The sequence below is a fragment of the Cryobacterium sp. CG_9.6 genome, from assembly GCF_029893365.1.
In the GTDB taxonomy this organism is placed as follows: Bacteria; Actinomycetota; Actinomycetes; order Actinomycetales; family Microbacteriaceae; genus Cryobacterium.
The window spans coordinates 1,188,558-1,213,263 of record NZ_JARXUZ010000001.1 but is presented as its reverse complement, the minus strand read 5'-3'; the positions used below and the strand labels follow the sequence as shown (position 1 = coordinate 1,213,263).

18 protein-coding genes and 1 pseudogene are annotated in these 24,706 nt (G+C 63.4%); 7 read left to right on the top strand and 12 right to left on the bottom strand.

Features of this window, described 5'->3' with window-relative positions:
* Nucleotides 1-91: 91 nt before the first annotated feature.
* Nucleotides 92-550: an SRPBCC family protein gene (locus tag H4V99_RS05495; RefSeq protein WP_280676225.1), complete on the top strand. Its 459-nt coding sequence runs from the start codon at nt 92-94 to the stop codon at nt 548-550.
* Between the two features lie 36 nt (nt 551-586).
* Here the strand turns inward: H4V99_RS05495 and H4V99_RS05490 are convergent, their stop codons facing one another.
* Nucleotides 587-2,029 carry an HNH endonuclease signature motif containing protein gene (locus H4V99_RS05490; RefSeq protein ID WP_280676223.1) on the bottom strand — a complete coding sequence of 481 codons (1,443 nt, stop codon included), beginning with the start codon at nt 2,027-2,029 and terminating at the stop codon, nt 587-589.
* A gap of 159 nt (nt 2,030-2,188) precedes the next feature.
* On the opposite strand from H4V99_RS05490, the gene H4V99_RS05485 reads away from it, so the two are divergent.
* Complete coding sequence (locus tag H4V99_RS05485; RefSeq protein ID WP_280676221.1) at nt 2,189-2,386, top strand: hypothetical protein; 198 nt, start codon at nt 2,189-2,191, stop codon at nt 2,384-2,386.
* 36 nt (nt 2,387-2,422) lie between these two features.
* On the opposite strand, the gene H4V99_RS05480 is transcribed toward H4V99_RS05485, so the two are convergent.
* From H4V99_RS05480 to H4V99_RS05470, 3 genes and pseudogenes are all read right to left on the bottom strand, one after another.
* Nucleotides 2,423-2,851 carry a hypothetical protein gene (locus tag H4V99_RS05480; RefSeq protein WP_280676220.1) on the bottom strand — a complete coding sequence of 143 codons (429 nt, stop codon included), beginning with the start codon at nt 2,849-2,851 and terminating at the stop codon, nt 2,423-2,425.
* Nucleotides 2,852-3,084: 233 nt separating this feature from the next.
* Nucleotides 3,085-3,915: pseudogene (locus tag H4V99_RS05475) on the bottom strand (transposase); the annotation flags it as partial.
* Between the two features lie 225 nt (nt 3,916-4,140).
* The gene (locus H4V99_RS05470; RefSeq protein ID WP_280676218.1) at nt 4,141-5,385 is read right to left on the bottom strand and encodes a low temperature requirement protein A; all 1,245 of its coding nucleotides are present in this window, start codon (nt 5,383-5,385) and stop codon (nt 4,141-4,143) included.
* A gap of 537 nt (nt 5,386-5,922) precedes the next feature.
* Between H4V99_RS05470 and H4V99_RS05465 the strand changes: the two genes are divergently transcribed.
* Nucleotides 5,923-6,249, top strand: coding sequence for a toxin-antitoxin system HicB family antitoxin (locus H4V99_RS05465; RefSeq protein WP_280676216.1), 327 nt, complete (start codon nt 5,923-5,925; stop codon nt 6,247-6,249).
* Between the two features lie 67 nt (nt 6,250-6,316).
* On the opposite strand, the gene H4V99_RS05460 is transcribed toward H4V99_RS05465, so the two are convergent.
* On the bottom strand, nt 6,317-7,810 hold the full coding sequence (locus tag H4V99_RS05460) for an amidohydrolase family protein (protein ID WP_280676214.1): 1,494 nt from the start codon (nt 7,808-7,810) through the stop codon (nt 6,317-6,319).
* A 373-nt stretch (nt 7,811-8,183) separates the two neighbouring features.
* Between H4V99_RS05460 and H4V99_RS05455 the strand changes: the two genes are divergently transcribed.
* A complete protein-coding gene (locus tag H4V99_RS05455) occupies nt 8,184-9,023 on the top strand; it encodes an N-formylglutamate amidohydrolase (RefSeq protein ID WP_280676212.1) in 840 nt (279 codons plus the stop codon).
* Between the two features lie 80 nt (nt 9,024-9,103).
* Here the strand turns inward: H4V99_RS05455 and H4V99_RS05450 are convergent, their stop codons facing one another.
* The 6 genes from H4V99_RS05450 to H4V99_RS05425 all read right to left on the bottom strand — a co-directional run bounded on the left by H4V99_RS05450 (nt 9,104) and on the right by H4V99_RS05425 (nt 18,891).
* Nucleotides 9,104-10,372: a TIGR02679 family protein gene (locus H4V99_RS05450; RefSeq protein ID WP_280676210.1), complete on the bottom strand. Its 1,269-nt coding sequence runs from the start codon at nt 10,370-10,372 to the stop codon at nt 9,104-9,106.
* On the bottom strand, nt 10,369-14,520 hold the full coding sequence (locus H4V99_RS05445; protein ID WP_280676208.1) for a TIGR02680 family protein: 4,152 nt from the start codon (nt 14,518-14,520) through the stop codon (nt 10,369-10,371). Before H4V99_RS05445 ends, H4V99_RS05450 begins: the two co-directional genes overlap by 4 nt.
* A complete protein-coding gene (locus H4V99_RS05440; RefSeq protein ID WP_280676206.1) occupies nt 14,517-15,683 on the bottom strand; it encodes a TIGR02678 family protein in 1,167 nt (388 codons plus the stop codon). The genes H4V99_RS05445 and H4V99_RS05440 overlap by 4 nt, the downstream gene beginning before the upstream one ends.
* Nucleotides 15,680-17,347 carry a TIGR02677 family protein gene (locus H4V99_RS05435; protein ID WP_280676204.1) on the bottom strand — a complete coding sequence of 556 codons (1,668 nt, stop codon included), beginning with the start codon at nt 17,345-17,347 and terminating at the stop codon, nt 15,680-15,682. Before H4V99_RS05435 ends, H4V99_RS05440 begins: the two co-directional genes overlap by 4 nt.
* 108 nt (nt 17,348-17,455) lie before the next feature.
* Nucleotides 17,456-17,731, bottom strand: coding sequence for a HigA family addiction module antitoxin (locus tag H4V99_RS05430; RefSeq protein WP_280676202.1), 276 nt, complete (start codon nt 17,729-17,731; stop codon nt 17,456-17,458).
* 128 nt (nt 17,732-17,859) lie between these two features.
* Nucleotides 17,860-18,891: an NADPH:quinone reductase gene (locus H4V99_RS05425; RefSeq protein WP_280679964.1), complete on the bottom strand. Its 1,032-nt coding sequence runs from the start codon at nt 18,889-18,891 to the stop codon at nt 17,860-17,862.
* Between the two features lie 81 nt (nt 18,892-18,972).
* On the opposite strand from H4V99_RS05425, the gene H4V99_RS05420 reads away from it, so the two are divergent.
* From H4V99_RS05420 to H4V99_RS05410, 3 genes are all read left to right on the top strand, one after another.
* The gene (locus H4V99_RS05420) at nt 18,973-19,842 is read left to right on the top strand and encodes a DUF429 domain-containing protein (protein WP_280676200.1); all 870 of its coding nucleotides are present in this window, start codon (nt 18,973-18,975) and stop codon (nt 19,840-19,842) included.
* Nucleotides 19,843-20,144: 302 nt separating this feature from the next.
* Nucleotides 20,145-20,543 (top strand): (deoxy)nucleoside triphosphate pyrophosphohydrolase, encoded by a 399-nt coding sequence (locus H4V99_RS05415; RefSeq protein ID WP_280676198.1) that lies wholly within the window; start codon nt 20,145-20,147, stop codon nt 20,541-20,543.
* Nucleotides 20,540-23,455, top strand: coding sequence for a DEAD/DEAH box helicase (locus H4V99_RS05410; protein ID WP_280676197.1), 2,916 nt, complete (start codon nt 20,540-20,542; stop codon nt 23,453-23,455). The genes H4V99_RS05415 and H4V99_RS05410 overlap by 4 nt, the downstream gene beginning before the upstream one ends.
* A 336-nt stretch (nt 23,456-23,791) precedes the next feature.
* Here the strand turns inward: H4V99_RS05410 and H4V99_RS05405 are convergent, their stop codons facing one another.
* A complete protein-coding gene (locus tag H4V99_RS05405) occupies nt 23,792-24,610 on the bottom strand; it encodes a nuclease-related domain-containing protein (protein ID WP_280676196.1) in 819 nt (272 codons plus the stop codon).
* Nucleotides 24,611-24,706: the final 96 nt, after the last annotated feature.

Here is a 24,706-nt window from a genome sequence, read left to right as displayed (position 1 = left end):
GGAACGTGTGAACAAGACGCGAGCGTGAAGCAGTGCAATTTGGTGTCGACAGGCCTACAGTAAGGCACAAGCCGAGCCGCTGGAGCCGAAGATGACCGAATACACCACCATCGAGCGATCGATCGTCATCCGCGCATCTGCCGACAGCATCCAACCCCATGTATCCGATTTCAATCAGTGGGTTGCCTGGTCGCCGTGGGAGGGCATGGACCCCGACCTCACGCGCACCTACTCCGGTGTTCCGGGAACCGTTGGCGCCACCTATAAGTGGGATGGCAACCGCAAAGCCGGAGCCGGCACCATGACCGCGACGGCCATCGCCCCCACCAGCGTTGATGTTGACCTCGCCTTCACGCGTCCCTTCAAGTCCACCAGCGCCGTGCACTTCGACCTCACCGAACGCAACGGTCAGACCACCATTGTGTGGACCATGCTCAGCCCCAAGACATTGACGTCCCGTGCCTTTGGCCTGCTCATGAATATGGAAAAAATGATCGGTTCCGACCTGGAGAAGGGGCTGGCCTCGCTCAAGAAGGTCGTCGAGAGCTGAGCTGCTGCGGCCGCTGGGCCGAGCGCAGCCGTCTGGTCAGTAGCGTGGTTGGTTGTGGCCGGTGGGTGTGGGGAGGGGCGGTTTGCCGCCGCGTCTGGGTTGTCGGTGCGGGTCAACACTGGCCGGTGGAATGAACCAGACCACATTGTTGGTGATGCGCACATCCCAGCCCTCCCGGTGCATGCGGTGATGACACGCACTGCACAGCAGGACACCATTGGAAAGATTCGTGCGGCCGCCATCGCGCTTAAACCACAGGGCATGATGCCCCTCGGTGTAACTCGGCGGGCGATTACAGCCCCGGGTGGCGCAGCCACCGTCTCGCTCGGCCATCGCCAGCTTCTGCGCCCGCGTGAAGTAGCGCCGCGCCCGCCCAAAGTCCAGCACCTCACTGCGACCGCCCAGAACGAGCGGAATGATGCCGGCATCAGCAGCCAGGCACCGTGCCGTTCGCGCGGAGATCGGCTGCTCGATGCCATCCAGCTGCGCCTCCCCCAGCCCCGTCAGCAACGACTCGAGACTCATGCGCACCACCACCGTGGTGTGGTTCAGTGGCCCGAGTCCCTCCGTGCAGGACAGCCCATGCCGCAGAATATCGACGAAGGCGTCAAAACCCAGCTGCTCAATGCTGCGCCCATCCTCCAGCGCGACGTGATTCTCGTCACAGCCATCAGCATCCGCCTCCGCCCCATCAGCGGCGGCCTCGAAGCGCGGTGTGCGCAGCGCCGCGCCCACCAAAGCATCAATGGCGGTATCGAAGAAGGCCGCCGACAATGGATCGGCTTCGAAGACATACCGTTTCATGCCGTTGGGTAGCACGGAGCGCTTCAGGGACCGGCGGGCCACCAGCTCAGCCTCCCGCGGTTCCACCCCATCTACGTCGAGCGCATCCCGGTAGCGGATGGCGAGCTTCCGCACGGAGTCCGCCTCGTTCGCCACCGCAAAGTCCACTAACGCCTGCTCCGCCTCATCCAGGTCTTCCGCCGTGGCTCGTGGGGACGCCTGACTCAGATTGGCGATGATGAATTGCGCCGAATCCACCGGCAGCGCCCCCGCCGTCAGCGCTGCCGCCACCTGCGCGTACTCGGCAGGCAACCGCTGCCCCACCACACTCATCCGCGGCCGGGTGGCTTCCCCCACCCGGCACACCCGCCCCGCCTCCGCCACCGTAATGTGGCCACGCTCGGCAACCAACGCTGGCGCGGACCGGTTGCCGGTACGCGCCGCAATCCCGTGCACCCCCGAGTCCTCCCGGAACCGCACCGCCACCTGCCCGGCCACCCGCACCAACAATGCCTCCACCTGCCGCTTCACCGCAAACACCGCATCCAGCGACGCCACTAGGCCCGCATCCGTCATGCGCTCCACATCTAAGCCCGCGTCCGGCTCCCCCGCCAGCACTCCACCGCCCAGCGCGCACCCCCACACCTCGGCGAGATTCGCCGTGTGATTAAGGAGGGCATCCGTTGAAGTGGTCATAGCAAAAGTCTCCCACTACCCACCGACATTCCCGTTTCGAACCATATCCTCATCAGGGGTTCCTGTGCAAAACTCTCCACGCAGGTCACCTGTGGAGGGCTCACCACGGCACCCCGTTAAACGCTCCGGCGACGCGAGCCCGGGTGGTAGCGTTCGCCCATGAACACAACGTCGATTGTTACCGACAACAGCGCGTGGTGGTTCGCGCTGGCGATCATCACAGCCGGGCTAGCAGAAACGAAGGGTCGCCGTCGCTGGTTCTGGTTCGTACTCGGCCTACTGTTCGGTCCCCTGGCAACGGCCCTCGTGGTGGTGTGGGCTCCACTCTCCCCGTTATCGAAGCCGTTTGTGCGGTAAGGCGACGCGGAGGATGGGTAGCCGCGGCGGAACGCATCAGCTTGCTAGCCCGTGCGAGGTAAACCTGTCAGGGTCGATGAACGGTCCTGCGAGGCTGTTGAGTGCGAGCCGATGGGATCCGCTTCCGGCCGCCCGCACGCCCGCAGCCTTGGCTTGCACGCCGCGCCCAGAGAGCACGAGCGGGATCAGGCTCGTCGACATGGCAAACTCCACACACTTGCCGAAGCTCGTGCCCACCGTCAGCCCGCAGTCCAGGTACAACGTAGTGCTGACCCCCACACTTTTCATCGCAATCAGCAGCACCAGCGAGTCAATTCCACGTGACACAGCAGCGGAGTCCTTCTTCTTCACGGTGGCAATCTTGAAGATCGTCCCGTCGGCCACGTGCAAAGTGAGGGAATCGAGTGACGTCAGGCACGCGAGAATAACGGCGGTTCCAACCCGCGACGACGTTTCATCAAGCATTTTTGGGCGGATGCCTATGAACGATCACACAACGCCGTCGCGTCGCCCTAACCCGCGTTATCCCTGAGCCTGAATCCACCGGTCGGCCTCTGAGTGGATCCTGTTTTCGGTTTGGCGAGCTTGCCGAGTTTCCGGCGCGGGTGAGGTCTAGGACTCGCGGCCCGGGTGTTCCACTGTTGTTCCTGTTGATGCCGTTAACGGCTGGTTGGTCAGGTGGGGTCGGGTCGTCTTGGCTAGAAGTTCTGGTTGAACAGGGCCGTCCAGGGTTTCTCCCAGGGCCAATGTTCGGGCAGGTGCAGGGTGATGCGCCGCGCGGAGGTCGAGATTCTGGCGGGGACGCTGATAAGTTTCCGGCGGATCGTTGCGGTGGTCGCTCAGGCAAGACCGTTTCCCTCGGTCGTCGCAGCGGCGCGGGTGCGGTTAAGCACCATCACGGCCATGACCAGCCAGGCCGCATAGGCGGTGAAACCGCCTGAGGGTAGGTGCGCCAGAGCGCTGCTCCTCAGGTCGGAATTCACGAGTTCTACCGTGGCGTGGGCGCGGTGGGTTTTGTCGGCGGTGACGGTGTCGAGGGTGCTGGTGGTGAAGAAAGCGTGGGACCGGTGGGTGTCGAACAGGGTTGGCTGGTCGACGTTTTTCTTGTTCAGTTCCGGGATCCGCCGCACGACCAAGCGCCCGGTGATCTGCTCGTTCTTCTTGCGGGACGTGAACGCGGTGAACGGGACCTCGGCGACTTCGGCGTTACTGATCCACGTTTTGGTGCCCTCGTCGTAGATGGCGTTGGTGTATTCAATTGCTGTCCAGGCAGTGCCGGGGATCGTTCCGATTGCTCGTTTGATGGCGGGGTCCATGCGGGCGGTGACCGAAACGTCGGCACCAGCTTTCAGGGCCGCGCTGATTGAGGCGTGATCGTAGAAGGCAGAGTCAGCACGAAAGAGCACGCGTGCCTTGTCGGCTCCGCGGCGCAGTCGCTGGCCGATGATGATCGGCGCTCATATGTCGGTCTTGACTGTCGCGAGGATGGCGTTGAGGCCGCGCACCCCGGAGCACCCGTAGCCAATCCCGCACGGGCGGCCAATTTCATGATCGGGACCAACCCAGCGGACGATACAAGATTCGGGTCGGTGAATGATGCAGAAACGGCGCGGTTGGTCTGGGAAACTTGCGTCTACGAGATGCCCCTCTACTTGGTAACGTTGAACTCTAGACAAGTCTTATTTTACCTGATCAGATGGGCATTCTCGGTTTAACGCGCCGTCAGAACCTCACGTCGATCGGTGGATTCATGCCTAGCCAGCGGACGCATCCGTCGTGCCTAGGCGCACGCGAACCACGGTCTCCCAGGAGGCGATGACGACAAGCGCACCCACGCTGAGAGCGCCGAGTCCGAGCGGAGAAATGACGGCAGGCTCACCGAGTACGGCGATGGTGAACACCACCACCAGCAGCCCTAACCCCACCAGATACGACACGAGTATTTCGCCGGTCACCCGCAGTCGAAACAGGAACATGCCGACGATGTACAAGAAGGGCCCACCGGAGACGATGACCGCCGTCGAGAGGGTCATGGCGTCGGCCGGATGCTCCAGAATCTCCTTGTCGGCGACGGAACACAGTACAATTCCGGCGATGATGACCGCGTGCACGTAGGTGTAGGCAGCCCGAGCGATCCGTCCCGGCTCGCGTGAGTCGTTCAAGGCACGGGCGCCGGCTCGCTCGCTGTGGTCGAAATACAGCCACCACATCGACAGCACGCTCAGGAACGCGATCATCAGCCCGATCACGCCGTGGACAGACGCTTCCTGCGCGACGAAGGCGAACCCGGTTACGAGGAACGATTCTCCGAGTGCAATGATCACGAACAGGGCACTGCGTTCGGCGATGTGCGGGCCGGATAGGTCCCAGCTTTCGACGCCGGACCGACCGAGTCCCGGCACGCGAAAACCAAGGCTCGCCGAGACGTACTCGATGGCGAGGGCCAGCAACCACAGTGGCAGGCGGTACTCAATGGGGAGGAGAGCCCCGACGATCCAGAACACGCCGGCGACGACGAGCCAGATCAGGATACGCACAAAAGTTCGGTGCAGTTCCCGGTCGTGTCGGGCGACGGCGAGCAGCATGAAGACGGTGCGCCCGAGCTGCAACACGACGTAGGCGACGGCGAAGATGAGTCCACGCTCGCCGAACGATTCGTAAATCGACGTGCTGATGACCAGCCCAACCAGGGCCAGACCGATGACCACGCCGCGCACCGTGAGCTGAGCCGGGTTGAGCCAGTTGGTCACCCACGTCGTGTACACCCACACCCACCAGAGGGCGAGCACCAGAACGGCTGATTCGAGCGCCCCGACCCACGACTGGTTCTCGTACAGGTACCGCGACAACTGAGTCAGGGCGAACACGAAGACGAGGTCGAAGAAGAGCTCGATGTACGTGACGCGGTCGGCGCGCTCCGCGACATCCGAGCGCAAGAGATTACGGCGAATTCCGTAGCGGGACGACGGATGCCCGCCCAACGTCGATTGTGTAGCCATGGGTTCAGTCTGCCTCTCCTTCGGGGATTTACCCTGAATCGACCGCTCGGCCTCTGTAGGAATCTTGATTTCGGTTTGGCGGGGTTTCTGATTTTTAGGCGCGGGTGAAGTCCGGGTCTCGGCCCCAGTGTTCCACCGGTGCTCCTGTTGAGGCAAATATCGGCTGGTGCGTCAGATTGGGGCGGGGCTTCGTGGCCGAAAGTTCAGGTCGACGAGGACCGTCCAAGGTTTCTCCCCAGGCCAGTGCTCGGCAGATGCAGGGTGATGGGCCATACGACCAAGCGCAGGCACTCGTTGAAACCGGTGATCAGTGCTGGTGTCATCCCTCCGCTCGCCTGTCGGTCGTGCCGAGTACGTTCGAGACAGGCTCGTGCGGGGCAGCGCTCAGTCTCTTGCCAGCTGACCGACACCTCCCGTTCAGAGACGGAGCGAAGCTTGCTCCGTGCATTCACGTCGAGCGGATGCCCTGCCGTCAGGCCGATCCTTCACCGCAACTTAGCGACACCAAACCATTGACCGGCTGCAAGGAGAACGCGAATGATCAACAGTGACCACTACACCTATCGGGTTACCTGGTCTGCAGAGGACGACGAATACATTGGGCTGGTCGCGGAGTTTCCCTCCGTATCGTGGCTGGCTGCCGACCACGTCGCCGCTCTCTTGGGCGTGCGCGCAGTCGTCGCCGACATCGTCACCGACATGGAATCCAATGGGGAACCTGTGCCAATACTGCTGTCAGAACGGACGTTCAGCGGTGAATTCAAGTTGCGAATCCCGCCGGAGTTGCATCGGGCACTCGCTCTGAAAGCCGCCGAGGAGCACGTCAGCCTGAATCGATTGGTCAGTTCCAAGTTGGCGGGGTAACGCCTCCGCTTCCCCAGCGCCCGCCCGCCCGTCAGCCGAGGGCTGCCGAGCAGGGCAAGTCAAGCCGTCAATTCTTCGCGTCGACCGGGTGCCGAGGAGTATCCGTCTGGTGCGTGGATGCATCCCGGAAATCGGTGTACACATAGGGGTTGTCGAGCATCTTGGCTTCCGGCACATCCGGGTTCATGCCCTGCTCCCACACCGATGCGCCGAGTTCGCTCTGCAGATACTCCACCGTTGCTTCAACCTCCGACTTCACGGACGCAACCTCATTGCCGAGCAGCTTCCCCGCGAACTTGGCCGGCTTTCCGTTCACGAGCACCGTGTGAACGTCTCCGCGGCTTGCCTGCAGCGCGATGTGGCCACTCGGGTTCACGATGGGGAACGTCGACGGTGAGGTGTCGTTCTTGAGGAGAACAACATCCGCTCGTTTTCCGGGTTCGAGGCTGCCGACGTAGGAGCCCATTCCGAGGCTTTCTGCGCCTCCGCGCGTGGCCCAGTGCACAACGTCCTCGGCTCGAAGGTGGGAATGCGTGACCGTTTCTCCCGTTTCGTGAGCGCGCATGTGCTCCCACCCACGGTCGGCGGCCAGCGTGGAGCGTATGGCCGAGAAGAGGTCGCTACTGAACCAGACGCTGGTATCGACAGATAGCGACACGGGGATGCCATATTTTCTGTGGATCCAGGCCGGTGGGTATCCTTGGCCGCCGCTCAGTTCGCTCTCCGTGGAGAGCGACACCGATCCGCCCGTCGCTGCGATCCGCTGATAGGAGTCCTCACCGAGACTGGTTGCGTGCACGTAGATGGTCTCGGGAGTCATGAATCCGTTGTCGTGCATGAGTCGAATGCCGTTATCGTTCGTGGCACCCCACACTCCCGCGTGAGTCGTCACGGGCACGTTGAGCGCTCGAGCAGCCTCAAAGGCCGCTCTCTCCGGAAAAGCAGGATCACCGGTGACGTCGAAGGCGAGCTGAAATTTCAGCAGCTCGGACCCGGTGTTGTTGTCCCGAATGAAGCGCAGAATGTTGGGGTCGGCCGCCCAGTCCCACGGTCCAGCAAAGATATTTCCATAAGCCATCACGTAACGACCCGGCGACGTTTTCAGCGCATCGAGTGCCGCCTCCGCATGGTCGAGAGTGCGCAACCCGTGAGACCAGTCCACGGTGGTGGTGACACCGGCGTCGAGCGCGTCGAGCGCCGACAACCGGTTACCCGCGTGCACGTCTTGGGGCCGGAAACTCTTGCCGTGTTCGAGGTAATACCAAACAAAGTATTGAGTGAGGGTCCAATCGGCGCCATACCCGCGCATCGCGGTTTGCCACATGTGCCGATGAGTGTCGACCATGCCGGGCATGACAATCCCATCAGTGGCATCGATCTCGAACGTGCCCTCGGGCACCTCGAGGTTCTCTCCGATCGCGGCGATGTTCTCTCCCACAATGAGCACGTCGGTGTGGTTCAAGACGCGACGACGATCATCGACGGTGACCACGCTTCCGTTCCGGAAGACTATGGGGCGTCCGTCCTGGGGTATTTCTGTGCTGGTGGATGCTTCCTGCATTGTTTCGACTCCTTCAGGGATCATCATGGGAACTACAGAGCCACGGTGAGGCATGCCTGACCGGGCCGATGGGAGCGCTTCCGTGCGCACTCGAGCGGGAAAGCGAGTCGCCAGCCGCAGCGCGAAAGTCAGCGTCATAGATTGCGAGGACGATCGTCAACATGCGAAAGCAATGTGCAGCCCGTTGAAATAGCCTGACATAGTCGTGCTCAACGAGTGCTGAGCGCCCGGCGTCAGTGACGCCCAGCCACGCGGAATCCATGTGCAGCTACTCCCTCGCAAAGAGCGGATGTCGATTCCCGCGCGTCAGCACCCGCCGTGGCCCGCAGCATCCGCTTTGGGTATAAGAATGAATAAAAAGAGGAGAACGTGAATGCCGTATTTTCGCCTCACCGATAATTCGGCCACGTCGCCGGTAATTTTGCACGCGCCGCACGGCGGCCGGCTCATTCCCGCGGAGCACCTCGCGGCCTACCTCGTGTCCCCCGCTGAGTTGGAGGCCGAGAAGAATGTGATGACCGACCACTTCACCGACCTGCTCGCTGCGGGCATCGCCGGTGCGAGCTGCATGATCAACGAGCTGTCCCGGTTTGCCGTGGACGTGGAGCGGTTTGCCGACGACACCGAAGAGATGAACGCCGTGGGCATGGGCGTGCTCTACACGCGCGGGTCACAGGGTCAGCCGATTCGCGACCTTGCCCGCACCGACCAGCCCGCGCTCATGGCGCACTTCACCGACTACTCGGGAGCCCTGGCCGATCTCGTGACGGCCACGCTCGAGCGCCACGGTCAGGCCTTCATCATTGACCTGCACTCCTACCCCGAGCACGCGCTGCCCTACGAGCTGCACGCCGAGCAGCACGCCGAGCAGCCTCGACCCGAGCTCTGTGTGGGTTTCGAGCGGTTTCACGCCCCGGCAGACTTTGTGCACACCGTAACGGATGCCTTCGCTCACCTGCACGCCTTCCACAACGGTCCGTTCGCGGGCGCGTATGTGCCGCTGGAGCACTACGGAACCGATTCCCGGGTGAACGCGGTGATGCTCGAGATTCGCCGGGACGTGTACATGAATGAAGACACCCTGGAGGTGAAGCCCGAACCGTTCCGGGAACTGCAGGAGTGCCTTCAACTGCTGGTCACCGTGCTGAGGGGTGACCTGTCCGCACCCGCCAACGATGCCGCAACGGCGCGCTGCCCGCGGTTGCGCGGGTGATGAACTCGACGTGCAGAATCTGCAGGAGGTCTGCTCAGGGCGTTCGTCGAAGCAATGGCTGTGGGCTCCAGCTGCTCAGCTTAAAGCGCCGTCGAGCGCAGGTCGTCGAGCAGGACCGCGAGCACCGACTCTTCCTCGACTCGCAGGCGCAGTTCTTCCATCGCACCAGATAGGCCGGCGTCCCAGGGGGTCTCGCCAACAACTCCCGAGAACACCGATGTTGCGAGACTCGACTCGCACGCGGTGCGGTAGTCGGCCTCGCCGAATCGCCACGGTTCCCACGGCACGCTGCGAGCAACCGTGCGCGCGATGGCAAGTCCACCCGCGTCGAAATCTCCGTGGTAACGCAGGCGGGCACCACCGGCGACGAGTTGGGTGAGCAAACGGATGACCGCAGCTCCCGGCTGTCCGTTCACACAGATAAGAGGTGCAGCCCCCGCACCGGCGCCGAAGCGGTCGGCCGCCGCGGCGATCACCGCCGGGTTTTCACACACCGACACGAGCTGCGGTGCGGTGCCGATATCATCCACGGCCAACTGCCGGTAGGTGAGCACCGCAGGTTGCCCTGCCTCTCCGAGCGCTGCTAGAGCGCGTGCCGTCGGCGACGTCACACCGCCCGGCAGCCCCAGCGTCAGTACCGTGGAGGACAGCTCGTCCACGATCACTCCACACGACTGCCAGGCGTCGCGCCGCCATCGAGAACCAGTTCCCGGCAGCTGGCCCGTTGCCGCCGCCGCAAGCCCAACGGCGATCGACCCGAGCGGAGTCTTCGGGTCCAACGCATGCGCGTCTCCGAAGAGGCCTGCCGCGAGCACGCCGAGGGGCACCCCCTCCGCGGGCAAGGCACGCGCGAGCACCCCGAGCTGCAGCGATACCGCATGGGCCGCCGCCGCGGATGCCGTGGACCGCTTCACTGCTCCGGAACGCAGCGCGTTCTCCACCCACGTTTCGAGCTCCGGCCGATCGTCAGCGATCCCGCGCAACGTGTCGGCCACATTCTGCCAACCTGCACGTTCGGCCCGGCGCACGTCGGGGCCGCTGACGGGTCCAGAGAGTTCGACGACGGCGGATTCCAGACCCGCCGGCCACGCATCGCGACGCAGCCTCACGTCGAGTTGTTCCAGCGACACCGACGCGGACGAGCCTGACCGCACCGAACGTCCAACGAGTCGGGCCGCCGCCATCCGCTCCGCGGTGCTCGCGCCCTGCTTCGTCACGGTTCCCTCGAGTGTGCCTTTCTGCTCTAACCGGGAATGCATCCGATCCAACAGCCAGGCCGTCTCCGGCGTGCCGAGCAGCCGACGAATGCGCGACAAAGCCTCGGGTGTTCCCCCGGCAGGCTCGCTCACCACAGACCTCCGGCATCTGCTGCGTCAGCAACGGCGTTAGAATCAACCACCGCCGTGCGCCGTCTCCCATCCCACCGCCACCGCTGGACGTGGACCGCGTCACTGCCGTCGAAACGTGTCAGCTGGGAAATGCCCAGTCCCGGCACTTCCGCGTAACAACCCCACTCGCGTTCACTGGTCATCACCACGTCAAGATCGAACTCCGCAAGCAGTCCGAGGCAACTCGCGCGCGAGTTGTCGTCGACGCCCGCGAAGGCTTCGTCGAGCATGATCAGGCGCGGGGCGTGCGGGTTCGTTGCGGTTCGGTAGTGAGATGACGCGGCGGCGAAGAGGGGGATGCTCGCGGCCAGCACCCGCTCGCCCCCGGAGGCCGGGCCTGTGGCAGACTTCCACGAACCACCCTGTAGACGTTCCACAGTGAATCGGTGCCACCGACGATAGTCGAGCGCTTCGCCGAGGTGGTCGTACCAGTTACCGACCTCGTCGGCGTCCCGAACTTCACCGATGCGAGCCTGCAGGAACGCGCCCAGTGCCGTTCTATCCTCTCTGTCCCACACATCGGAGCTGGTCGCCAGCAGCCGCCGGGCCTCGATGAGACCGGCGGGACCATCCGGGCGAGGTTTCCACAGCACCCTGAGGATCATGCCGGTGGTGGTGGGTCGCGAGCGCAGCTCCTCATTGAGTTGAACGATCTGCCGGTCGGCGTCACCGATGAGCTCCGACAGCTGGGCTCCGACCTCGGTGACGAGATGCGACTCGATAATGTCCCGCTCCTTGGCACTGAGCAGAAGCAGGTGTTGCTCGATCTGGCCGCCGAGCTGCCCGGCGAGCTCCACGAGCAGCATCTCCCGGCCACTGAAGGTGACCACCACGCGCACCCCGTCATCGTTGGGGTAGTACGCCGCCTCATGACCGTGCCGGCCGAGCGACCGCTGCAGATCTGCGAATTCGGTGAAAACCTTTGATTGCAGCCGTGTGTAGCTCTCGTCGGACGCGTCGAGTTCCGGCAGTGCCGCCTCGATTGCGCGGGCAAATTGCACTCCCCTAGTCACGGTCCAGCCCGCCTCACCGCTCGCGTCCGGTTCGACCATGCCGAGAGCGGCGAGGTCGGCGACCTGCAGCAGCCCGAGCGCCGTGGTGCGCCGGAGCGCCGCCACCGCATCAACCCGGGCAGAATGAGCGCGGTCCTGATCGGCACGAATGCCGCGCAGCCGCTCCAGGAGACCCGCTTGCTGTTGCCCCTCGGTCTTCTCCTTCTGGCCCAGATGGTGCAGTTCAGTGCCGATCGCCTTCAGGCGTTTGATCACCTCAGCGACCCGATCCCGGTAGCCCTGCACGTCTGCGCCGAGCTGCCCGCGTAGCGTGGCTAGGTAGCTCAGACTGCGGATCTTTTCGATACTCGCCGCCTCACGCTCGGCCCCCGAGCGCTCCTCTTCGGCCATAGCCGCCGCGAGCCAGGTTTCGGCGCGCGCGAGCAGACGAGCGGCGGCTGCACGACGCTCCAGCTCGCGCCACAACTCCGCGGTCCGTCGCTCGTACTCCGCCAGGGCAGCACCGAGTCCCCGGATCGTTTCGACATCCGTGGGCAGCTGCAGCGATGCGGCATCCGCTGCGAGTTCTGAAGCGGCATCGTCGCGCACTCGGCCGACTGCGACGCTCTGTTGTCGCGCTTCCTCACGTTCTCCCGTGCACCGCGCAACGTGATCTTCCGCGCGTGCGGCCGTCCGATCTGCCGTCTCAAGGGCCGTCGGATGCGGCACCGAGGTCTGCTCCCGCTCGACGACCAGCGCCCTCGCCACGAGACGCTCGAGTTGCGCTGTGAGGCCACCCTGCCGCTCCGCGATCAGGTCGAGTTCGGTGTGTGCCTCGTGCAGCCGCGTGGCGCGAGCCGCCTCGCGCGCACTCTCCCCCACATACCGAGCCGATTCAGCCGACCAGGCACCACGCGCCGAACCCAGACGGTAGTTACCGGTCGGGCTCACCCAGACCTGAGCCGTGTCGTCTGGGGCGTCGCTGTCGGCCACAGTGATGGTGCGCAGCACTGCCTCGATCGCCTCAGCCGTCACCGCGGACTCTGCTGGCGGCTCAGCAATGAGCACCGATTCCAAGGTATGAGCGGATGCCGCGCGATCCGAGGGTCGCAGCAGCAGCTGCCCGTCGAGTGGTTCGCGCAGGTCCCCGCTGGGCATCACGACTGCCGTGAGCAGGCCGCTGCCCTCGAGAGCCGCCTCAAGCCCGGCCCGGAAGCCGGTATCTAGGTGGTCACGAAAACTGACCGCCCGCCACAGGGGGATCGATCCCTCAGGTGCACCGGTGCGGCAGGGCGGCAGGGTAGGCTCGACCGATTTGCCCTGCTCGAGTCCGGCGATCTCGGCGCTCAACACCTCATGCTCAGCAGCGAGGCTTCCGAGCTCGTGCTGCGCGGCGGCTCGCTGACGCTGCAGGTCGGATTGCACACGCAGTGCGTCCGACCGTAGCGCGCTGACCGCGGGGTTCTCCCCCGTGCGGAGCCGCACCCAGTCAGTGAAGGCAGAAAACGCGTCATCGGACACGGCGAGTTCGGTCAGCCCGGCAAGTACGATCTCGACCTCGGAAATATGGGAGTCGACGGCGATCTCGACCGCAGCATCCGCAGCCGCGCGCGCGTCGCTCGCCTCCGCGAGACGGGTCTCGGTCTCGGCCTCGCGTTTGACTGCAGCGGTTGTCAGCGCTTCGGCCCGTTCCACTGCGGCGATCAACGCGACCACTCGCTCGAGGGCAGCACGCAGACGCGAGACACGAGACGCGGCCTCGGCACGTTGGTGCTCGAGCGCCGCCTCGAATCCATCGGCAGGGAGCGCATCAAGAGCACCCTGATCGTGCTCAAGCCTCGCGGCGAGGGCCGCTGCCATCGCCGCTGCTTCTGCCTTACGCAGCCGGTCCTCGGCTGATGAGACCGCCAGGCGATCCTCGGCGGCCTCGATCTCGGATGTGCCGAGTGCCGCTCTCGCGTTCTGATAGCCCTTCCCTGCCGACTCGGCCCGTTCCCCGGCGGTCGATGCCGCAGCATCCGCCCGCTCGAGGAGCACTTCACTCTGGGCGTGCTCGCTGTCGCGCAGCGCCTCCTGCTCGGCGGCCAACATGCCACGTTCGGTGAGGAGCTCGGCACTGGTCAGGGCGACGTCGGCCAATGATTCCCGCAGCCGGTCCAACTCTGCGGTCACCTCGAGAATGGCGCGTCCGTACTTGTCGTGCTCGGACTGTTCGCGGCGCGGACCGGCAGCCTGCCGTTTGAGCATCACCTGCGCATAGCCGCGGTAGTGCTGCAAGAAACCCTGCACGGCTTTTTGGGCCGCCGCGAGGCGTTGCACCTCGTCACGTTCTTCATCGAGCGACCGTAATCCGTCGGCGACCGATTTGATGACGTCGTCGCTCACCGGAGTCAGCGCGCGCGTCAAGGCCTCAGACAGCGCGGCTTCGCTCGGTTTCTTTGACAGCTGGGGTGCCCGAATCTGGAGTAGCAGTTCAATCAGCTCCCCATAGCGCCGTTCGCCGAGGCCGAACAGCTTTGTGTCTACCGCGTGCCTATACTCCGCCTTGGTGTCGTACACACGCCCAGTGTCGTCTAACGCCAGGGCGAGGCGGTCCCGACCGAGAGCGAGTCGACTCCCATCGATCAGGTCGAGAGTCTCCCCCACTCGCTGCTCGGTGACGAAGAACCAGTGCCGGGTGATGCCCCGACCCCGCGCAGCCTTGAGACCGGCGCCGATGGTCACAAAGTGCGGCTCGCCGGCAGCGTCGATGCGGCCGAATTCCAGCCAGCTGTAGCCGAGGCGTTCGCTGTTTGGATGCTCGTCGCCGAGCAGCAGGTTCCACTCCATGCGTTTCTGCCGGTCGCCGTCGGGTTCCACCCGTTGCGGCGAAAGGTCGCCGTCAAGCAGGAACGGCAGGGTCAGGGCGAGCACTTTGGATTTGCCGGCGCCATTGTTACCGCGGAGGAGCAACCGGCCGTCGACGAACGGGAACTCCTCGTTGTCGTAGTAGAACAGGTCGACCAGACCGAGTCGCTGCGGCTGCCACCGGGCACTGGTCGGAATCGGCAGCAACGTGGTTGTGCGCTCTGGGCCGCCGTCACCGACGCTGAGGGGTGTTGCGATGTCGAGGGTCACTGCTTACGGGCTCCAATTATCGTTGGTGCAGCAAGGGTAAAGCGGGCGAGGGCGGGGAGCACGCGGATGACGTCACCGTCACGTGCCACGAGGCGAAGAGCCATGAGCCGACCGAGGGCCGTCTCGACCAGTTCGGGCGCAGCTTCCGCCGCACCCTTCCGCCAGTACTTGACGTAGTCGGGGGCAATGGAACGAACATGCACCACGAGCGTTACGAAAAGGAACTCCGGTTCCCCCGATTGCGCCAGGAACTCGGCCAGCAACAGGGTGACGTGGCCTTCGGTGCCTTTCTCCGGCATCCGTACGTCACTGAAATCGTCATCGAAGTCGACCATGGCGATCCCCTCCTGACGGATCTCGGCGACCAGGCCCGTGCATTCGGTGATGCGGCGGCAGATCAACGCACGTTGGCTGCGCAGATAGGCCGTCTCATCCTCGGTGAGCTCGTCGAGGTACAGAACGGGATCGTCGAGCAGGCGGCGGGTCAGGGTGTGTCGCAGGCGCAGGTTGCGCAGCTCGGCGGTCGGAGCCGTTCCCCGATCGCGCATGCCCGCGGTGCGTTCGTTGAATGTCGTTGCGGCGATGGTCGACGGGCCCCGCCTGCTGACCAGCAGCTGCGACAGCACTCGCCTGGACACGTCATAGAGCGCATCCCCGACATTACGCACGAATTCCTCTTCGTCGCCGGCGACCCGGGCCAGAACGCCCCACTCCAGGAGCAGCTGCACAGCGGAGACAAGGTCGCTGCGCTCCTCCCGGGTTCTTAGGTCAAACGTGAAGCCAGCGGCCACGAGTTCAGGAGCGGTTGCAATCACCATCACCTGTTCCGCGAGGCGGCCAAGCGCTATCTGGGTGTCACTGCGTTCGAGCACGGACAGGCTGAGCATGAGCAGCACGTACCGACGACGTGAGAATGGCGTGCTTCCGCGGTGGGCGGTGAACGGATGCGTCGCGTCCTCCATCGATGCCGGCTCGCGTTCCAGCCGCACCACCTCGCTGTCGACATGCAGCGCCCAGCCGGTGTTGATCTCGAACCATTCCGTGAGGTCGCCGGCATGCCGGCGCACCAAGCGATACCGTTCCTCGTCGGCGGACCTGATGAGCGGATGGCGCAACAGGAGGCGTGCCGCCCTTTGCCGGTCGTCGACGGCCGAAACGCTCACGACAGCTCCGACAACACTGCTGTGGCGTGCGCACCTCGGGCAGGCTCAGCGCTCTTCGGATCGACATCGGATGTCACCTGGACATCGTCCGCCATAAGGTCGGTGATGCGCACCAGGTGGTCCGGCCCCCACAGAGTGCCGCGCTCGGTCTCGAGTGCGACGAAACCGGCATCCGGCAGCGCTGTCAGTTCGATGCGCATGGTGCCGTCACTCGAGGCGGTGTGAATCGGCCCACTATCCGGCGGCCGAGCCACGAGCGCGTCGCCCAGCAGGGAGAGGAAGAGTCCGAACGCCGTGCTGTCCAATCCGGCGAGCGCGCTCAGCTCCACCGTGCCGTGGGTCGCGAGCCGCCGCCGAGCGGCCTCGATCTGTTCGGCCTGCTGCCGAACCTGGAGCGCGATCAGGGCCCGCGCAGCCGAACGGTCGACGACCTGGTTCGGGCGTCCCTTCCGTTCATAGCTGCCGGTCTTGCGCAGTTGCGGCGAAATTTCGATCGGCGGGGCATCCGCCCAGGGAGCGCCGACGAGCGCGGAGTTGTCGCTCCAGTGCTGCCAGGTTTCGGAATCGACGGTCAGGTGCCGCGCGGAGTAGAGCCCGAAAGCTGCCCGGGCCAGCCGGTGTCGGTGGTCGTCTGTGGGTGCCTCCTGAAACCACTGCGCAAGCCGCAGGTAGTCGGTGGACCGGTCTGAGCGCCCGGAGCGCCGGGCATTGACCGCTCGCACGGCGTCGAGGAGCGCGGGGATAGCGGCGAGGGCCGCCATCCGCAGCAGCTTCGCCTGACTATCGCGGCCGTTGCCCGAGAGAAACCATGACCGCAGGCCTTCCCAGCGATTGGTCCAGAACGCGTAGTGGCGGGCTGCTTCGATCAGCGAGTTCGGATCGTCGGGGTCGGGGGCTTCGGCCGTCGCGTCCCGGTCAGCCAAGGCCCGGAGAGCACGATCCACGTGCTCATTGTCAGCCCCATTCAGTTGTTTTGCGATTTGTGGACCGCGCACCGTGAGGTCCCGGATGAATCGCTCGAGGTAGTCGACCAAGCGCGATTTGTAGGCAACGAAGGCGTCCTCGTCGGTCTCGGTCAGGTCGATGGTGCGTTGCAGCGACGCCATGAAAGCGCTCGCGTTGTCGGCAAGTTCGGTGAACCGCATGGTGAGCGCGGCCAGGGTCTGCTGCAGCATTCCCAGGTCGAGTGCCTCTGCCCCGATCAGGGTCACGAACTGGCGCAGCGTCACCGCGATGTCCTCCAGGGCGACGCTCTGCAGGGCTCCCCGCCGCCCGAGGGTCTCCTCGAATCGTTCCAGAGCGCGCTCGGCGGCCTCGCCGGCCTGGCTGAGTTGGTAGAGGTGGCGCTTGCGATAGAAGTCCTCGACATGCACGACTCGACCAGTGTCCGGGGACGCCACTAAATTTCCCCAGTCAGCCAAAGAGTCGAGGGCCGCGGTAACGGCTTCGAGTGTCAGCGCTTCACTTGGATCAGCGGCGTGCGCTGCGGCGTCTCGCTGAAGCTGGTTGACTACGTCGTCTGGACGCAGGTGCACCTGGAAGCGCTCCTTGGCTGTCACGAATGCACCGAGCACTCGGCGATAGACGTCGCTGTTCTGCGCGTTCAGATGGCTGAACACGCTGAAGGCCGACGTGGTCTGGCCCTGAGCGGACACGTTACTCACCTCCCCTTGACTCGGCAATGATCAGAGCAGTTCCAAGCCCGTAACTCGTCGCAGGCAATGCCCCCAAAGACATCATGCAGCATGCCACCGACATGAAGGCCCCGAACGCTAACCTGCGAGCGGGAGCACCTCCGGCCGCGGCTTCTGCTTCTCGTTCCACAGGTCGTGCGCTGTCTGCATGCCCAGCCAGAGTTCGGCGCTCGTACCAAGAAGCAAACTCAGGCGCACTGCCATGTCCGCGGTCACGGCAGAATGTCCATGGCGGATGCGAGACAGCGTCGCCCGAGTCACGCCAAGGCGTCGCGCGGCCTCAGCAAGGCTGACGTCCCCGAGATAATCCTCGAGGACCAGGCCTGGGTGCGGAGGGTTATGCATTCCGGTCATACTCGCTCAGTCCTTGCGATCTGATTCGTCTTCCCCGTGCAGCACATGCGGTCGCCAGGAGGACGGAATGTCACAGCATAAGCGTATCGTCGGGCTATACGCCTAGCAAGAGGGCGCGGCTATGACGCTTACGCCGCCGACACGTCGATCAGAACCTTGCCCACCACTTCGCTCTCCACGGCGGCATGGGCATCCGCTGTGTGAGCGAGGTCGAAGCGGTGCAGGGGCAGCCCAGCTTCTTCGCCCACGGCGAGCGCACCGTCGGCGAGTGCGATGTTGATGGCCTCAGCCGCGGCCCGAATGACGTCGGCGCCCATCGTGTAAAGCAACAGGAACTGGTAGCGCACATTGAGGCTGAAGTGCTTGCGCACGTCGAGCGTCATCTGGTCGCCACCGTTGTTGGCGTACACCGCAATTGACCCGCGATTGCGAATGACGGCGAGATCGAGCGCGGAGTTCTGGGCGGGAGCCACCTCCACAATGAGATCCACACCGTTGGGCGCAATCTGTCGAATCTGACCCACAATGTCGGAGTCGGTGTATGTGAACGCGTGCTGCGCGCCGGCCGCCGTAGCGAGCGCGGCCTTCGCCGGTGAGCTCACGGTAGTGATAACGGATGCCCCGGCCCACCGCGCGAGCTGAATGGCCGCGTGTCCCACGGCACCGGCACCGCCGGCCACGAGCACGGTCTTGCCGGCGAGCGCCCCCGGATGCAGGGCGCTCGGTCCGTCTTCGGCCACGGTCAGGGCGCGGTACGCCGTAATGGCGGGCACTCCGAGGCTCGCACCCTGGTCAAAGCTGGCCTCGGCGGGCAGAGTAAACACGTGGTCGGCGGGCAGCACGGAGTACTCCTGCGCAGAACCGCCGTGCGCCAGCTGATACGCGGCAACCGCGAGCCACACGCGGTCACCCACGGCCACGTTCTGTACGCCGTCGCCAATCGCATCCACGATGCCGGCACCGTCCTGGCCGGGCACAACCTCATCAAACGCCAGCGCTTCGCCCGCGGTGTCGCCGTGCCGCGACTTCCAGTCGGTGGGGTTCACCCCGCTCACCACAATGCGCACGCGCACCTCGCCCGCGGCGGGTTCAAGCACCGGCCGATCCACATACTGAAGCACGGAGGGAGCACCGGTCTGGTTGTACACAATTGCCTTCATACAGAAGGCAACGTCTGCGGGGGTGGGAATGATTCCCGCCCGGGGTGCAGCACCCACACCGAGTGCGGCTAGCGTGGGCAGATGACCTACATCGGCGTCGACCTCGCGTGGGGCGAAGGAACCGCCCTCAAGCCGGCCAACGAAACCGGCCTCGTGCACCTCGACGACGACGGCACTGTTCTCGATGCGGGCTGGGCCCGAGGCATCGATGCGGTCACCGACTGGATTCTCGCCCGCGCCACCCCCGGCGACGTGATCGCGATCGACGGGCCCCTCGTGATCGAAAATCCCACCGGCATCCGCGAATGTGAACGCGAAGTCGCCCAGCGCTACAGCCAATGGCGGGTCGCTGCCAACCCCTCCAATCTCAGCCGCCCCATTCTCGGCGGTGTCACCCTGCGCCGACGACTCGAAGCAGCGGGGTTCTTCTACACGCACGGCAGCGCCGCCCCGCTCCCCCACCGGGTGGAGTTCTTCGAGTGCTACCCCTACACAACGCTGGTGGGGGCATCCGTTTTCGGCTACGAAATTGAGCGACCCCGCTACAAGCGATTCAACGCGTCCCTCCCCACCCCGGCGGAGCGACGCGCCTTTCGCATCGCCGAGTGCGACGAACTTCTCCAGCGGATGCTGCGCCTCACCGACGCGCGCCCGGCCCTCGACCTGCGCTCCCACCCGCTCACTGCCGCACTCGTCGATGAACCCTCCCCGCTCAATATTGCCGCGTACAAACACCGCGAGGATCTGCTCGACGCCGCCCTTTGCGCCTGGACGGCCGCGCTCTGGACGCAGTTCGGCCGGGAACGCTGTCAGGTGCTCGGCGAGACGGATGCCCCCGACGCCGAGGGTCGCATTCCCGTGATCATCGCGCCGGCCCGCCCCGAGCAGCGCCTCGGCGGAAAGGTCGCGCGCCCCAAACAGCCGCGCGTCCGCGCTCCCCGGCCGGTCTGAACCCTAAAATCTTCACCGCCAAGGTGTTCTGGTAGCAAGTGCGATTGCCTGCTGTATATGGCGCATGCCCCTGCTGTGCTCAATTGCGCGGCACTACGGTCTCGCCCTTTGGACTTCACACTTCCAAGGGCAGCACCGTCTTGCACCGCGGGAACCGTCCGCAGCCGAGAAATTCTCCCCGTTTGCTTCACCCCAGGATCGATAAGCCACAGCCACGGTTCGGGCAGGCGAATCGAAAACCGTGTAAGCGGTCCTAGCTAAGCTGGCTTTACGCATCGACGGTAAAACTACGGAGAACACCAGTGAAGAAGAGAATCAACGTCGTCGGCGCAGTGCTCACCAGAGGTCAGACAGTTCTCGCAGCTCGGCGCAGCTCGACGATGTCCCTACCCGGAATGTGGGAGTTCCCCGGTGGGAAAATTGAGGCCGACGAGTCACCGGAACAGGCGCTGCTCCGCGAGCTCGAAGAAGAGCTCCTTTGCTCGGCAGAGATCGGCGCTCATGTCGAGACGACAGAGCACGAGTATGAATTCGGTATCGTCATCCTGACGACCTACTACTGCTCGCTCGTCGGAGCAGAACCCCGACTGACAGAGCACTCAGAAATTCGTTGGGTGCACTCCGCAGACCTCGACCAACTCGACTGGGCTCCTGCTGATATTCCCGCGGTAAAGCGGGTAATGAAGGACTTTGAGGCATGAGCTCGACGAGCCGTCAGCTCACTCTCGACAACAACTTCGGGTTTCTCGACTCACACGTCAAAGCCGACCAGGTCTTTCACCCGACGCTCGTCTCAAATACTGACGGCAACACTATGCTCCGTGCCATTAGAGAGGAGCTGAAACGCTCGCGTCGCTTCGTCTTCTCGGTCGCGTTCATCACACCGAGCGCAGTCGCCATGCTCAAGCAGGCGTTCCTCGATTTTCGAGGCTCCGGCACGATCATCACCTCCACATACCTGGGATTTAACTCGCCGGCGGCGTTTCGCGAACTCCTCAACCTCGATGACATCGATGTCTATGTTCATCCGGATTCCGATGTTGGGTTTCATGCGAAGGGGTACATCTTCGAGCAGGTGGAGAGCACAACCGCCATCGTTGGCAGCTCCAATCTGACAGAACGCGCCCTGCTGCGAAACCATGAATGGAATCTGCGTTTTTCAGCACTTCCCGATGGTGACATCGTGCAGCAGTTAAACCTCGCTGCGCAGGCGCATATTGACGCATCAGTTCCCCTCACCCGGGCATGGATCGATGAATATGAGCTGACGTGGTCAGTTCAGCCCCGGCAGAGTTCACCCGATTCCAAACCGACTCTGTCGATGGTCGATCTACCACCTTCCGGGTTGATACTTCCAAACGTTGTGCAGATCGAAGCACTCGGTGAGATCGCCGCATTAAGGGAATCCGGGGAAACCCGCGCGGTGGTCATTTCCGCCACAGGTACAGGAAAGACCATTCTTTCCGCACTCGACGTGCGGGCGTATGCACCGAAGCGGATGTTGTTTGTTGTGCATCGTGAGCAAATCCTCGACCGGGCGATCGCTGAGTTCAAACGCGTGCTCAACGCGCCGGAGAGTGATTTCGGCAAGTTCGTGGGAGCAAAGAAAGAGCTTGATCGTCGCTACGTTTTCGCCTCGATTCAATCACTGTCGCGACCGGAGAATCTTGCGGCGATTGAGACCGATGCTTTTGACTATGTGCTGATCGACGAAGTGCACCGAGCGGGTGCTGCAAGCTACCGCAGGGTGATCGACTATCTCAAGCCGGCATTCTTGCTTGGAATGACAGCGACTCCAGAGCGCACAGACGACTTCAACGTGTTCGAGCTGTTTGGCTACAACGTTCCCTACGAAATCCGTCTGCAGAAGGCACTCGAGGCAGACATGCTGGCGCCGTTTCACTACTACGGTGTGACAGATTTCACCAAGAATGACGGTGAGGTCATTGACCAGCTCTCAGATCTCAGCCGGCTTGTTGCCTCCGAGCGCGTCGATCATCTTGTATCGACGATCGAAAAGTATGGTCATGCGGGCGTACCGGTCCGAGGGTTGATCTTCTGCAGTCGTAACGCTGAGGCTGCTGAACTCGCGGAGATTCTCAATAGCCGCACTGTTCATGGCAAGCGGCTCCGAACTCAAGCGCTCAGCGGGGAAGACTCGGTCGAGGAACGCGAGTCAGCCGTGCAGATGCTGGAGCGCGGCGACCTTGATTATCTAGCCACCGTCGATATCTTCAACGAGGGCATCGACATCCCCTCGGTTAATCAGGTAATCATGCTCCGGCAGACGCTCTCGAGCATCGTGTTCACGCAGCAGCTAGGACGCGGGCTTCGCAAGGCGGCGGGTAAAGATCACCTCGTGGTGATCGACTTCATCGGGAACTACGACAACAACTATCTAATCCCTATCGCGCTTTTCGGTGACAGCACGCTCAACAAGGATTCGATCCGGAAAAAGATCATTGATGCGCAGGAAGCTGGAGCAATCGCGGGGTTGTCGAGCGTGAACTTTGACGCGATTTCGAGGGAGCGAATCTTCGCTTCCTTGGCGACTACGAAGCTTGACAGCATGACGAACTTGAAGAAAGCCTTCCTCGAGCTCAAGAACAGGCTGGGTCACGCTCCGCGACTCATCGACTTCGCCCGCTTCGATCTGGTCGATCCAACAGTCATCGCCACCAAGCACAGAAATTACTGGAGATTCCTTGAGAAGGTAGGAGCACTTGAACTGCCTGCCGGGGCTTACGAGGATTCCGTGCTCTCGTTTCTCTCCGAAGAACTGCTCAACGGCAAGCGACCCCATGAGCTTCTGCTTCTAGACGCACTTCTGTCGGGCAGAGGCCCCGTAACGGAGAGGAACGCCAGCGATACGTTTTCGGATAACGGCGTAGCTCATGACCCGGAGACGCTTGCTTCCGTGATCGGCATTCTGAGCCTGACCTTCTTCACGGATGCAGAGGCCGCAAAATATGGATCGACGCCGATCATCTCACTTCAAGACGGGGTATATGAGCTCGGTGAGAAATTCGCGACAGCATGGAAGACTGGCTCGCGGTTCCAAGAGCATGTGCGTGACGTCATTGACACAGGGCTCTATGTTGCCAGGCACCGATACAACTGGGCCGGAAAGCTTGAGGTGGGCCAACGTTACTCGCGCAAAGACGTTTGCCGTTTGCTCAACTGGAAGTCGAACGAGCAAAGCACAATGTACGGATACAAGGTCGATTACTTTTCGAACAGTTGCCCTATTTTTGTGACGTACCACAAGGGTTCAGATGTGTCCGAGAGCACTAAATATGAAGACGAGTTTCTCAACCCGTCAACCTTGACCTGGTTCACACGGAGCAGGCGGACACTCGCAAGCCTCGAGGTCAAAGCGATCGTAGAGAATAGCCTGCCGCTCCACGTGTTCGCCAAGAAGGACGACGCAGAAGGAACCGGCTTCTACTACCTCGGTCAAGCGAAATCGCAGGATGCACGCGAAACCAAGATGGCAGGGTCCCCCGGAAGCACGGAGAAAAAGCTCGACGTTGTCTCCATGAGGCTTGATCTCGCGAGCCCAATTGAGTCCAGTCTGTACGATTATTTCTCGGCGCGAGCATCCGGGGTCTAGCCGACGTGAAAGCCGCCTTGAACTAGTGACGAGGGATACGCACAATTCCTGGCATGGCCGTTGACCAGACGTCCCAGCCTGGACGATCCCGTGGTGACTTCGGCGTCGTGATCGTCGGTCTGCAAGGTCCTGTGGCATGTCTAGTCGAGCACGCCCGGAGGTCAGAACCGCTCCAGGTGCCCACTGCCACCCACGCCTTCTGCACCACACGAAAGAGTTCCGCTGAGCCGCCGGTGTCGGGATGACTGGTGCGCTGCTTGCGGCGATAGGCGCGTTTTAGCTCACCAGGGTCTCCGGACGATGCGACACCGAGGAGGTCGTGGAGGTCGATCGCCGTCACCGAAGTCCAGACGTCATCATGTCGAGCAGCGCAGCTGATACTTGCGGACCCACCAGAACGAACCCGCCCAGGATCCCCACGAAGGCTGCCACTTTCCACCCGGTGCGTCGAACACGCGCAGAGCGCACCTGCCGGTCGAGAGTCGCAAAACGACCCATGAGGTTCTCGGTTGGCGGCACGGGTGGCGGCGGCCAGGTGCTCGGATCGTCGATGATTGCGGCAAGCTCAACCAGCTCGGTCGGATTCAATACCACGGGGAGTTTGACGAGCCACCGCCGCAAGCCCGTGGCGACAAGAACCTTCACCCTCACGGGATGCTGCTTGACGGTAACGGACTTGGGGCTGACCAAGGCGATCGCCGGGTTAACGGCCGGGAGCTGCGGCATCCGCTGTCGAAGCAGTGAGGTGACGCGATCGGCTTCATATTCTGCGTTGCGAATGTAGGGCTGCTTCTGGCCCGAGACCATCACGATTCGCTCGCCCACCCAGATGCGCTTACCCGAGTGGTTCTTGGTGTTGATCGTGACGATGCCGCCGGGGCCGATCACGAGGTGGTCAATGTCGGAGCCCTTGGTGCCGATGGGGAGAGCATGGAAGACCGTCCACTCCGGTGGGAGCATCGCGAGAAGTCGACCGACCTCGATCTCACCTTTGGCCCCCACGTACCAGCTGGCGCTGTCCGGACCGAGCGGCGAGTAGCCGAAGAGTCGGGCGAATGCCGTGCGGTCGGGCGTGACGGCCTGATGGCGAAAGAGTTCCTCGATCACCGATTGCGCAGCGACTTGCGCCCCCATGCGTGGTGCATCCAACATCATCGTTCCCCTATCCCCCGGGTTAAACCTAGTGGCCGGGGCGAACGGATGCGCGCGTATGATCCAGTCAACAGGAGGCGGTGACCTGCTTCCGCACCG